Origin of the sequence: Mesorhizobium sp. WSM3224 (assembly GCF_000427725.1) — a bacterium.
Taxonomy (GTDB): Bacteria; Pseudomonadota; Alphaproteobacteria; order Rhizobiales; family Rhizobiaceae; genus Mesorhizobium.
Genome location: NZ_ATYO01000003.1, coordinates 18,856 through 31,574, shown reverse-complemented (window position 1 = coordinate 31,574; position 12,719 = coordinate 18,856). Strand labels below are relative to the sequence as shown.

Sequence of the window (12,719 nt, the reverse complement as noted above, 5' to 3'; positions counted from 1 at the left end):
GGCAGGTGGCGGGACTGCCGACTGGTTGTCTTTTTCCGAGCAATCCTGGCAGGAAAATCGCTGCCCCCCGGGATTGCTCCGGTTGGCCCTTCAGCCATTGTAACGCTGGAACACGAGCGAGGCGTTGGTGCCGCCGAAGCCGAAGGAATTCGACAGCGCGACATCGATCTGGCGCTGGCGCGGCTTGTTCGGCACGAGATCGATCGCCGTCTCGCGTTCCGGATTGTCGAGATTGATGGTGGCGGGGGCAATGTTGTCGCGGATGGCAAGGATCGAGAAGATCGCTTCCGCCGCGCCCGCGGCGCCCAGCAGATGTCCGATCGACGACTTGGTCGACGACATCGAAATCTTCGAGGCGGCATTGCCGACCAGCCGCTCGACCGCGCCAAGCTCGATCGTGTCTGCCATGGTCGAGGTGCCGTGCGCATTGATGTAGTCGATGTCGGCTGGCGAAAGCTTCGCCCGGTTCAGCGCCGCCATCATGCAGCGGAAGGCGCCGTCGCCATCTTCGGCCGGCGCGGTGATGTGATGGGCATCGCCTGTCAGGCCGTAACCAGTGACCTCGGCATAGATCTTGGCGCCGCGCGCCTTGGCATGCTCGAGCTCTTCCAGGACGACGACGCCAGCGCCCTCGCCCATGACGAAACCGTCGCGGTCGCGGTCATAGGGACGCGAAGCGGTCTCCGGCGCGTCGTTGCGCTCAGTGGAAAGCGCGCGGCAGGCGGCAAAGCCCGCGATCGACAGCCGGGTGACCGGCGCTTCGGCGCCGCCCGCCAGCATGATTTCGGCATCGCCCCACATGATCAGCCGGGCGGCGTCGCCGATGGCATGCGCGCCGGTCGAGCAGGCGGTGACCACCGCATGGTTCGGGCCTTTCAGGCCGTGGCGGATGGAGACCTGGCCAGAGACCAGGTTGATGATCTGCCCGGGGATGAAGAAGGGACTGATACGACGCGGGCCGCGCTCCTTGAGGATCATCGCGTTTTCGGCAATGCCGTCGATGCCGCCGATGCCGGAGCCGATCAGCACGCCGGTGGCGCACTGGTCCTCATGCGTCTCGGGCTTCCAGCCGGAATCGGCCAGTGCCTCGTCTGCGGCCGCGATGCCATAGAGGATGAACTCGCCGATCTTGCGCAGTTCCTTGGGCTCGAGCACCGCTTCCGGATTGAAGGTGCCGTTGGAGCCGTCGCCGCGCGGGATGATGTGGGCGATCTTGCAGGCAAGATCGTCCACCTCGAATTCGGTGACGCGGCGGCAGGCGCTACGGCCGGATAGCAGTTCCCGCCAGCTGTGCTCCACGCCCATGCCGAACGGCGAAAGCAGGCCAAGGCCCGTGACGACGACACGCCTCATGGCAGGTCCTCCCCGGTGATGCCTGCGAAAAAACTCAGGCCGAGGCCTTGTCGATATACTTCACGGCGTCGCCGACGGTGAGGATGGTCTCGGCGGCATCGTCAGGAATCTCGACGCCGAACTCTTCTTCGAACGCCATGACGAGTTCGACCGTGTCGAGGCTGTCCGCGCCCAGGTCGTCGATGAAGCTCGCCTGTTCCGTCACCTTGTCGGCGTCGACGCCGAGATGCTCGATGACGATCTTCTTGACGCGCTCTGCGGTGTCACTCATTTGGGGCAATCCTCGTCTTATGTTGTCTATGCTTCGTTAGCGGGCAGAATGCCGCTAATCAAGCTCAAAGATGGTCTTGCGGGCAACGCAACGCACAGGACCGGTTTTTGCCCGAACCGCCGGGTTGCGGGCCGCATTACACGAAAAATCGCAGGCGTCCAAGCCGAAATGGCTGTTTTCACACCCCAGAACCTTGTTCACAATTCGTCCCGCCGATGCCCGGCGGGGTAGAATTATCAACAAGGGTTCTCAGATCATCGCCATGCCGCCATTCACGTGAATGGTCTGGCCGGTGACGTAAGCCGCCTCGTTGGAGGCGAGGTAGGCGACCGCGGATGCGACCTCGGCGCTGGTGCCCATGCGCCGGGTCGGGATGGCGGCCATGATCGCCTCTTTCTGCTTGTCGTTGAGCTTGTCGGTCATGGCCGATTCGATGAAGCCCGGGGCGACGCAGTTGACGGTGATGTTGCGGGTGGCGATCTCCTGCGCCAGCGACTTGGAAAAGCCGATCATGCCGGCCTTGGAGGCACAGTAGTTGGCCTGGCCGGGATTGCCGGTGACGCCGACCACCGAGGTGATGTTGATGATGCGGCCATGGCGGCGGCGCATCATCGGATGGGTCAGCTCGCGGGTGAGCCGGAACACGGCGGTGAGGTTGACCTCGATCACGGAATCCCAGTCGGCGTCCGACATGCGCACGAACAGGCCGTCCTTGGTGATGCCGGCATTGTTGACCAGGATGTCGACGCCTTCGAGGTCGGCCTCCGCCTTCTGGCCGAGCGCCTTGACCGCATCGCGGTTGGTCAGGTCGGCGGGAAACAGTTTTACGCGGTCGCCGAGCTCACTGGCCAGCGTCTCGAGCTTCTCGACGCGTGTGCCGTGCAGGCCGACGATCGCGCCCTGGCTGTGCAGCACCCTGGCGATCGCTTCGCCGATGCCTCCCGATGCGCCGGTGACAAGCGCCTTGCGGCCGGTCAGTTCGAACATTTTTGCAACCTCATTTTTCCGATTGCGCCGCAGGCGATCGCGGCTCCGTATACGTCAAATCATCCAAGCCACGCCAGAAATCTTCGGTATCTAGGACATCTTCGTCGCCGCGCCGAATCCGCTCCATAACGGCAGTTGCAATGCGATACTCCTCGATCAGGCGCTCGGAGTTGCTCAGGCCAATCTTCGACGTGGGCATGTGACACCTGTCGGTAACGTTCGAGCCTCTCTTAGGCAAGCGCCGCCAGCGCCGCCTCGACTTCGGCGGCCGCGCCGATGGCGCTGGTGGCGATGTCGCGGTTGATGCGGCGCGCCAGGCCCGACAGCACCTTGCCGGCGCCGATTTCATAGAGGGTCGATACACCATTGGCGCCAAACCACTCCACCGTCTCGCGCCAGCGCACGCGGGCAACCACCTGCTCGACCAGGCGGCGGGCGATCTCGTCCGGGTCGCTGGTCGGCGTGACGGTGACGTTGGAGACGATCGGAACGACCGGCGCGGATTTCGCCACACCGGCCAGCGCCTCGCGCATGATGTCGGCGGCCGGCGTCATCAGCGCCGAATGGAACGGAGCGGACACCTGCAACATCAGCGCGCGCTTGGCGCCCTTTTCGGTGCAGAGCCTGGCCGCCAGCTCGACCGCCGCCTTGGCGCCCGAAATGACCAGCTGGCCGCCGCCATTGTCGTTGGCGACCTGGCAGACTGAGCCCTTGCCGGCCCCTTGCGCCGCCTCGGCGCAGGCGGCTTCGACATCGGCCTGCTCCAGTCCGATGATGGCGGCCATGGCGCCCTCGCCCGCCGGCACCGCTGCCTGCATGGCGTTGCCGCGGGTCCTGAGCAGCCTTGCGGCGTCGCCGACCGAAACGAAGCCGGCCGCGGCAAGCGCGGAATATTCGCCCAGCGAATGTCCGGCGACATAGGCCACCTTGTCCTTCAGCGAGAAGCCGCGCGCTTCGAGCGCCCGCATCGCCGCCAGTGACACCGCCATCAGCGCCGGCTGGGCGTTGGCGGTCAGCGTCAGCGTCTCTTCCGGGCCCTCCCAGATGAGTTTCGACAGTTCTTCACCGAGCGCGGCGTCCACTTCCTCGAAGACGCGACGTGCTTCGGGGAACGCGTCGGCGAGGTCCCTGCCCATGCCGACGGCCTGGCTGCCCTGGCCCGGAAAGGTGAATGCGACGGCCATTTTTGGTCTCTCCAGAGGCTGGTTTTCCCTGCCTCTGGCGCAAGGCGGACGGCCAAGTCAAGCCCGCGGACGCCTGTTCGACCCGCATTTCAGCTGGAAAAACCGGCTGACTCCCTGTTCCAAAAGGCTTTTTGACGATCACACCTGATGAAAACCGCTCACGAATCGTTTGCTGGCTCTTCTTATTTCCGCCACAGGCGCTAGCTTTGCGTGACACTTCGATGACAGAACCATGACGCGGGCGGAAAGCGTTGCGTGGGCCGGGGGAAGTAGAGTGGCAAGGATCAGAAGAGGCGCGGCCAAGCCCGTGCCGCAATTTTTGGAAGACGATCCGTCCACCGGCTACCTGCCGGGACGACCCTGGCCGACCCTACGCTACGGCCTGACGACGCTTCTTGCGGCGGCCCTGCTTGTGTTCGCGATCGAATGGATCGTGCGCGGCGATTTCTTCGGCACGGTCGATTTCTTCCTGCAGCCTTTCAAGCCGGGCTGGACCACCATCATCCTCTTCGCGCTGGTCATGGTCGGGCTCGACGCCGTACTCGGCCGCAGCCACCAGAGCCTGATGATCGTGGCGCCGCTGACGCTGGCGCTGGCCTTTGTCGGTCACCAGAAATCGCGTTATCTCGGCGACCCGCTCTATCCGACGGATTTCCTGTTTGCGCGCCAGATCATGGCGCTGATGCCGCTCTTGGTGCGCGAGCGCCCATGGACCGCCGTCATGCTGGCTGCCGGCATCATCGGCGGCCTGTCGCTGCTCGTCTATGGCTGGCGGACCTGGCGCCGGCGGGTGCCGATCCTCAGCCGCAAGGGCCGCCTGGCGCGGCTGGCGCTCGCCGTGCCGCTGCTCGCCTTCTTCGTCTCGCTTATGGACTACGCCACCTTCTCGTGGACGCGCGACCGGCTGCAGATCATCCCGATCATGTGGGACCAGAAGGAAAACTACGCCTCCAACGGCTTTGCGCTGGCCTTCGCGATGAACGTGCCGATGGCGCATGTCTCGGCGCCGCCCGGCTATTCGGACAAGACGATGGCCGCCATCGAGCGCCCCAATGTTGCTGCCTCGGTGCCCGACAAGAAGCCGGACATCATCGTGGTGATGAGCGAGTCCTTCTGGGATCCGACCAAGTTGCCCGGCGTCACCATCAAGCCGGACCCGATCCCGACGGTCAGGGCGTTGCGCTCCGGTTCGATGTTCTCGCCCGAGTTCGGCGGCATGACCGCCAATATCGAGTTCGAGGCGCTGACCGGCTTTTCCAACGCCTTCCTGCCGGCCGGATCGATCCCCTACCAGCAATATGTGCGCACGCCGACGCCGTCGCTGGCGACCTTCCTGAAGAGCGTGGGCTACCGGGCGCACGCCATCCATCCCGGCACCAACTGGTTCTGGAACCGCGGCGCCGTCTACGCCGATTTCGGCTTCAACGACTTCCGCTCCGAAGAGACGCTGCCGCCGATGGAAAAGCGCGGGCCCCTGGCGTCAGACGCTGCGATGACCGACGAGATCATCCGTGAGGCCGACACCAGCGACGACCCGGTGTTCCTGTTCGCCGTCAGCCTGCAGAACCACGGCCCTTACGAGCCCTACCGCTACTATAATCCGACGCATTCGGTCGCGGCGCCGATCAGTTCCTGGGCGCGGGAATCGCTGCTTTCCTATGCCGAGGGCTCGGCCGACGCCGACCACGGCCTGCAGCGGCTGATCGACTGGGCGAAGAAGCGCGAGCGCCCGACCATCATCGCTTTCTTCGGCGACCACCTGCCGCCGCTCGGACCCGTCTATGTCGAGACCGGTTTCCTCAAGGACAATGTCGCGCCGCGCAAGGAGCCGACGGCGGAGGCCGCGCTCGAACACCACGACACGCCTTTGGTCATCTGGTCGAACCGTACCGGCCCTGTGGAGAATATCGGCGCGGTGAGCCCGTCCTTCCTGCCCTACCATATCCTGACCAGCGCCGGCATCACCCACCCCTATTACACCGGCTTCCTCGGTGCGATGCGCGAACGCTACCGGGTCATCGATCGCAACCTGCTTTTGTCGCCCTCGGGCGAAGCGACGCCGGACTGGGCGAGGCAGAAGCAGATCGATCCGAAGATCAACGATTTCCGGCTCATCCAATACGACATGATGTTCGGCAAGCGGCACACGGCGCCCGACTTCTTCCCCGAGACGGTGGACAAGCTCGTCGCGCATACGAGTTGAGGCGGCGGTTAGAGCCGCGGCGAGTTTATGCCGAGCGGCGGGTAAGGTTCGAGTAGATTGCTGCGCGTCCGCCGATGCCGAGGCTAGGCGGTGGTGTCCTCCGCGATCCGGCTCAGCAACTACGCGACATCGTCTAGCGCGGTCACCATGGCGTCGTGTCCCGTCCGCAACTCGTGATAGTCCTCGATATCAGCGGCTTGCGCGCTCCTTGGCTGGCCAAGTGCTTTGTCGCCGATGCAATTGACGTAGGTCCGTGGCACCCGTGGAAAACCCGTGCTCGCAATGCAGCCCTGCAGCCCTGGCCGCAAGCGGAATGCAGCAGAGATCAAAACGTCCGCCGGTGAGGCAAAGGCCGGCCTGCCGTTTCGGGAGCAACGCCGTCGAGGGCCGTGCTGCCAAGTACATATAGCGATCCGACTAATTTAGATATTCAATATATAGATGTCGCGCTTGTGTCAAATACTCTGCCGTTACTCAAAATCTTAGCGTTTTGGTAGCCCTCTGGACTATAGGTCTATTGCGAGGCGGCAGCATTCATGCTGCGTTCGGCGCATCCGGAATCAGGGGCGAAGGCATGGCGGGACGGATTCACGCGCGCGGCGGGGTTTTGGCCGTAGCGCGCGGGCGGTTCTGGGCGGGGGCTTCCCTGGCAGCGCTGATGGTTGCGGAATTGGCGCCGCGCTATGCGATGGCGGGCAACTACGTCGCCAACAGCGATGGCTCGCTTCGCGCCGCGATCAGCGCCGCGAATACCGATCCTGACCCCAACGCGACGATCACGTTGACCGCCAGCTTCGCCGTAACAGCCATTAACCTGCCGGTGCCCACCAAGCCGCTGACGATCGACACGCAAGGATTTACCCTCTTTGGCGCACCGGGCAGCGGCGTCCCAATCTCCGGCGCCGGCGCCGTGAGGACGCTGATGGGCACGTTCATGGGCTCAGACGGCGGAACTTCAGCAGCGGGGCTGCAGATCCGGAATGGCGCTGCGGTGACCAATATGGGCTTGGTTCAAGGCGGAACGACGGCTTCAGGGTCTGGAGGCCCGGGCATCGATTTTGGGGGCCCCGGCCCTGCCACGACGTTGACCAATCATGGGACGATCCGCGGCGGTCCAGGGGCAAGCGGCAGCGGAGGCATTGGCGTCTACGTTCGAAATGGCGCCGGTCAGATCATCAACACTGGCACCATCGAGGGGGGCGGCCCGGGTGGGGGCGCAATCGCAACCAACGCCGGTGCCGGCTCCATCGATGTTGTCAACAGCGGCACCATCCGGGCCGGTACCGGCGCCGACGCGATCGGCTGGCTTTCGAGCGTCACGCCGACAACCGGCGTAATCCGCCTCGAGCTGCAGGACGGCTCGCAAATTTTCGGCAACGTGGTGGCGAACGCCACGGCGACAACCGACCGCCTTCGGCTCAACGGAACAGGCTTCTCGATCCTGGATGGTTCGATTGGCAGCACCGGGCAGTATCGCAACTTCGACATTTTCGAGAAGACCGGCAGCGGCACCTGGGCGCTGACGGCCGACAACACGGCCACCACCAACTGGGACATCCAGCAAGGCACGCTGCAGCTGGGCAATGGCGGCGCCGGCGGTTCGATCGTCGGCGACGTCGCCAACGCCGGCACGCTCGCCTTCGACCGCAGCGACGCGCTGACCTTTGGCGGCGTGATCAGCGGCGCCGGAACGGTAAACCAGATCGGCAGCGGAACGACGATCCTCACCGGCGCCAATACCTACACCGGCGCCACAACGGTCAACGACGGCAAGCTCGTCGTCGAAGGCTCGCTCGGCAACACCGTGACGACGGTCAACAGCGGCGGCACGCTGGGGGGGTCCGGCTCGATCGGTGGCGCGGTGATCGTCGCCGATGGTGGTGTGCTGGCGCCAGGGTCCAGCCCGGGCACCCTTACGGTCGGGTCGCTCAGCCTGAGCTCCGGCTCGATCCTCGACTACGAGCTTGGCCAGGCCGGCATCGTCGGCGGCGGCATCAACGACCTGATCGAGGTGACTGGAGCGCTGACGCTGGACGGCAGCCTCAACATCACCGATGTCGGCGGCTTCGGGCCCGGCGTCTACCGGCTGATCAATTATGGCGGCGCGCTCACCGACAACGGCCTCGACCTCGGCAATTTGCCGACCGGCGTCACGGCCGCCGACCTGACGGTGCAGACCTCCGTCGCCAATCAAGTCAATCTCATCAGCAGCGTCGGCACCGACCTGCTGTTCTGGGACGGTGACGCGGCGGGCAACTCCAATAACAGTTTGGTCGACGGCGGCAACGGCACCTGGACGGCGACGAGCCCGAATTGGACCACGAGCGCCGGCCTGGTCGACGGAGCCATGAAACCGCAACCCGGTTTCGCCGTCTTCCAGACGCTTGGCGGCACCGTTGTCGCCGACGGCGGCGCCGGCGCGCTGGGGGTCACCGGAATGCAATTCGCCGCCAACGGCTATCGTATCGAAGGCGACCCCGTCACACTGGCCGGCGCCGGCGGCGACAGCATCATCCGGGTGGGCGACGGTACGGTAGCCGGAGCAGGCTATACCGCTACCATCGCCTCCGTGCTGACCGGCGCCAGCAGCTTGACCAAGACCGATGCGGGCACGCTGGTGCTGTCGGGCGCCAACACCTACGCGGGCGGAACGACCGTTTCGGGCGGCGTGCTTTCGGTTTCAGCCGACAACAATCTCGGCGAGGCCGCGGGCGGCTTGACGCTTTCAGGCGGCGCGCTGCGCAACACCGCGGCCTTCAACTCAGCGCGCGCCGTGACGCTTGCGGCGGCCGGCGGTACCTTCGATACCGTGGCCGACCTCACCTTGTCCGGCGCGATCTCGGGAGCCGGCAGTCTGGCCAAGACCGGCGCCGGCACGCTGACCCTCACCGGATCGAACAGCTATGGCGGCAACACCTTGGTGAGTGCCGGCACTCTGGTCGGCAATACGGCTTCGATCCGAGGCGACATCGGCAATGCCGGCACGGTCGTCTTCGACCAGCCGGCGGACGCCAGCTTTGCCGGCGATATTTCCGGCACCGGCGCGATGGTGAAGGATGGCGCCGGCACGCTGACGCTTTCAGGCACCTCGCTGCTGGACTGGACCGTCGATCAAGGCGGCCTCGTTTCGGCGGCAGAGCGCTTCGGCGGCGATATCTCGATCGGCGCGGGCGCCTCCCTCACCTTCGAAGAGACGGCCAATGCCAGCTATGCCGGCATCCTCTCGGGGGCCGGCACGTTCGTCAAGGACGGCTTGGGGACAGTGGTGCTGACCTCGGACAACTCGGCTTTCGCCGGCGCCGCTTCGGTCAATGGCGGCACACTTGCCGCCGGCTCGGACAAGGCGTTCAGTTCCGCCTCGCAATTCTCGGTCGCGGCGGGCGCGACGCTCGATCTCGTCGGCACCTCGCAGACAATTTCAGGGCTGACCAATGCCGGGACGGTGGGCATCGCCGGCAGTCTTGGGGGCAAGCTGACCGTCAGTGGCGACTATGTCGGCAATGGCGGCAATATTCTCATCGGCACCGCCTTGGGTGCAGACAACTCACAGACCAACATGCTGACTATCGCCGGGGGCACGTCAGGCACCAGCACCCTTCAGGTTGTCAACCTCGGCGGCGGCGGTGCGCAGACGATTGAAGGCATCAAGATCGTCGATGTCGGCGGCGTCTCGAACGGCAGCTTTTCGCTCAAGGGCAACTATACTTTCGAAGGCGATCAAGCGGTCGTCGGCGGCGCCTATGCCTACAGGCTCTACCAAGGCGGCACGAGCACACCCGGCGATGGTGACTGGTATCTGCGTTCCGCCCTGATCGATGGTGGCGGACCCGGCACCCCACTCTATCAGGCCGGCGCGCCGCTTTACGAGGCCTATGCGGGTGCGTTACAGACCTTCAACCAATTGGACACCCTGCAGCAGCGGCTCGGCAACCGGTCCTGGACCATCGAGGCGCAAGGCGCCGACGGAATCTCCGACGATGTGAGGGCCGAAGCCGGCATCGGGCTGTGGGGTAGGATCGAGGGCACCAGCGGCTCCTACGATCCGGAAAGCTCCACGACCGGAGCGACTTACGATACCTCCACCTGGAAACTTCAGACCGGCGCCGACATGCTCGTTTCCGATAGCGCCGCCGGCCAGCTCATCGGCGGCGTCGCCTTCCAGTACGGCACCGTGTCGGCCGATGTCTCGTCGATATTCGGCAGCGGGTCGATCGACACCACCGGCTACGGCGTTTCCGGCTCGCTGACCTGGTATGGCGCGGAAGGGTTCTACCTCGACAGCCAGGCGCAGGTGATCCGGTATGACAGCGATCTCGACTCGGCGACCGCCGGACAGCGGCTGGTCAACGGTAACAAAGGCGTCGGCTATGCGCTCGGCGTTGAAGCGGGTAAGCGCATCATGCTCGACCCGAGCTGGTCGCTGACGCCGCAAGCGCAGCTTGCCTGGTCGTCCGTCGACCTCGACGCGTTCACCGACGCCTTCGGCGCAAGGGTTACTCCCGGCAGCAACGACAGCCTGCTCGGCCGCGTCGGCCTGTCGCTCGACCGCCAGACACAATGGCAGGACCGCAGCGGCCGCGCCGGGCACACGAACCTCTACGGTATCGCCAACCTCTATTACGATCTCGAAGACGGCTCGTCGGTGGACCTGGCAGGCAGCGCGCTCTCGAGCCGCAACGAGCAGCTCTGGGGCGGTCTTGGCATCGGCGGCACGATCAACTGGGCAGACGACAAGTTCTCGGTATTTGGCGAAGCTGTCGCTCGCACAGGCTTGGAAAACTTCGGTGACAGTTATGCACTGACGGGCTCGCTCGGTTTGCGGGTCAAGTGGTAGAAGGCCCACGCTAGGTCCATTGCAGGAACATGCCGCTAGGATCCTGTTCGCGAGCACACGAGGCAGTCTGCCGCGCCAATTCTCGTCAGTTGGTGAGCTGCAGCCTGGAGAACTTGTTGGCGATCGTCTGGAAGACGTTGGGCAGCTTGGCCGGATCCTCGACGGCGTAGTAGTCGCTCGGGTCGGAAGCGCAGGCGCTGTAGAGCGAGCGGTTGGCCGCCGTGTCGGCCTGCAGCACCATGGTGTAGATTTGGACGCCCTGGTTTTTCAGCTGGGTGCAGACATCCCTGGTCCAGCCGTCGACATTGCGCGCGGCCGCCGCCTGGTTGCTCGAGCCGAAACGGCCGCTGCCGAGATAGCCATAGGATGTGTAGTCCGATTTCTGCGGCGTGTTGCTGGCGCCGTAGACGACGTTCTCGCCGTCGGTCAACAGCATCACCACCTTGGTGACGCCGCGCGTCCTATATGGGGTAGCGTCGGTATAGGGCGGCTGCGGCGAAAGCACCCGCATGCCCCAGGCCAGCCCCTCCGACACGTTGGTGCCGGAGCCGTTCCATTCGCTCATCTTGGCGGCGGCGGTGCGCAACTGGTCGAAATCGTTGGACAGCGGCACAATCGGGGTCGGGCAGGACCGGTTCGGCCCTATGGTGATCGGATTGCCGGCCTCGGTGATCAGCTTGGTGGTCGAGGCGACATATTTTCCGATGATTTTCAGATCGGCGCCGAGCAGCGTGTTGACAAGGCCGGTAACAAGGCCGCTGAGGTCGATCCCCAGAATGTTCTGGTTGAGCTTGCTGTTGTCGATCGTGTCGTCGAGATAGGAATTGTTGTAGCCGGTCGACGAATTGCCGTAGGAGGCCGACGGCTTCTTGGCGACGTCAGGGTCATCCGGTGCGAAATAGGGCACGAACAGCGTATCGGGCTTCGACGGGTCCGGCGCCGCGTCGGCGATGTTCAAGGCGCCGGGCCGCGCCTCCACGCAGCCCTTCCAGCCCGTATTGTTCCATCCGCCCTTCTGGCCGAGTTGCCTGAACAGCGCCATGTGGTTCGGCCGCTTGCCGTCGACAATCGGGAAATTGATGCCGTTGTTGGGCGATTTGCCGTCCATGTCGATCCAGGACGGGTCGAATTTAGGGCCGTTGACATTGACGGCGGTGACGAAGGGCACAAGCGCGGCGCGCACCTGACGCGTCGGCGACTTGACCGCTTCGAGGTGGTCGAGCAGCGACTTGGTCGCCGCCCGGAGCGCGGTGATGCGCGCGCCGGCCATCGAACCCGTGTTGTCGAGCACCAGCACCACTTCAAGCTGGTTGTTGGATTCGACCGCCGAAGCGTCGACGCTGATATGCTTTTCGGCGCCAAACAGGAAGGCGAAGTTGAGATTGACGTCCGCCGAGGCGGCGGCCTTCGTCTTGACGAAGTTGACGCCTCTGTCGACGGTGAGCGTGGCCTTGGCGTTTGAGAGTTCGCCATGGCTGGCGACGTTGGCCTGGAAATAGCTGTTGAAGGCGTCGGCGCGCGTCGTCTCGGCATCGCCGAGATGCGAGGAGGCGAGATTCGCGGCGTCCAGCGCGTTCTGCAGATTGCTTTTTGCCCGCATCAGGGTCGAGACGTCGGTGGCAAACGCCACCGCGCCCAGCATGGCGGGCACGCCCATCGCCAGCATCAACGAGAAATTGCCGCTTCGAGAGCGCCAAAACTGCCTGAGAAGCATTTCCTACCCCCGGAATTGCCAATCTTCCGCCGCGATGCGGCCCGCGTGCCTCTCATGCGCCTTTCATGATAAACGGGTGGTTACAACCCGGTACAACCTTATGTGGTGGTTAAAGCCGGATTACCAGAAAATCGATAAATTCAGATATCTGCTGGCGTTGGCGTTTTTCTGAT

The 12,719-nt window shown here is 64.5% G+C and carries 8 protein-coding genes; 2 read left to right on the top strand and 6 right to left on the bottom strand.

The window, feature by feature from the left end; all coding sequences use genetic code 11:
* Positions 1–90: 90 nt before the first annotated feature.
* The 5 genes from fabF to fabD all read right to left on the bottom strand — a co-directional run bounded on the left by fabF (position 91) and on the right by fabD (position 3,795).
* Positions 91–1,353: a beta-ketoacyl-ACP synthase II gene (gene fabF, locus YU3_RS0106810; protein ID WP_027165541.1), complete on the bottom strand. Its 1,263-nt coding sequence runs from the start codon at positions 1,351–1,353 to the stop codon at positions 91–93.
* A 34-nt stretch (positions 1,354–1,387) separates the two neighbouring features.
* Entirely contained in the window at positions 1,388–1,624 is a 237-nt protein-coding gene (locus tag YU3_RS0106805) for an acyl carrier protein (RefSeq protein ID WP_006203723.1), read from the bottom strand.
* 249 nt (positions 1,625–1,873) lie between these two features.
* A complete protein-coding gene (gene fabG, locus YU3_RS0106800) occupies positions 1,874–2,611 on the bottom strand; it encodes a 3-oxoacyl-[acyl-carrier-protein] reductase (RefSeq protein ID WP_027165540.1) in 738 nt (245 codons plus the stop codon).
* A gap of 10 nt (positions 2,612–2,621) precedes the next feature.
* Positions 2,622–2,810, bottom strand: a complete 189-nt coding sequence (locus YU3_RS36095) for a hypothetical protein (RefSeq protein WP_036258033.1) — start codon at positions 2,808–2,810, stop codon at positions 2,622–2,624.
* Positions 2,811–2,841: 31 nt separating this feature from the next.
* Positions 2,842–3,795: an ACP S-malonyltransferase gene (gene fabD / locus YU3_RS0106790; RefSeq protein WP_027165539.1), complete on the bottom strand. Its 954-nt coding sequence runs from the start codon at positions 3,793–3,795 to the stop codon at positions 2,842–2,844.
* 274 nt (positions 3,796–4,069) lie between these two features.
* Here fabD and YU3_RS0106785 point away from each other — a divergent pair, with 274 nt between their 5' ends.
* Together YU3_RS0106785 and YU3_RS36090 are read left to right on the top strand one after the other, a co-directional pair.
* Positions 4,070–5,998: an LTA synthase family protein gene (locus YU3_RS0106785; protein WP_027165538.1), complete on the top strand. Its 1,929-nt coding sequence runs from the start codon at positions 4,070–4,072 to the stop codon at positions 5,996–5,998.
* A 574-nt stretch (positions 5,999–6,572) separates the two neighbouring features.
* The gene (locus YU3_RS36090; protein WP_084507937.1) at positions 6,573–10,832 is read left to right on the top strand and encodes an autotransporter outer membrane beta-barrel domain-containing protein; all 4,260 of its coding nucleotides are present in this window, start codon (positions 6,573–6,575) and stop codon (positions 10,830–10,832) included.
* Between the two features lie 85 nt (positions 10,833–10,917).
* On the opposite strand, the gene YU3_RS0106770 is transcribed toward YU3_RS36090, so the two are convergent.
* Positions 10,918–12,546 carry a pilus assembly protein gene (locus YU3_RS0106770; RefSeq protein ID WP_027165536.1) on the bottom strand — a complete coding sequence of 543 codons (1,629 nt, stop codon included), beginning with the start codon at positions 12,544–12,546 and terminating at the stop codon, positions 10,918–10,920.
* Between the last annotated feature and the right edge of the window lie 173 nt (positions 12,547–12,719).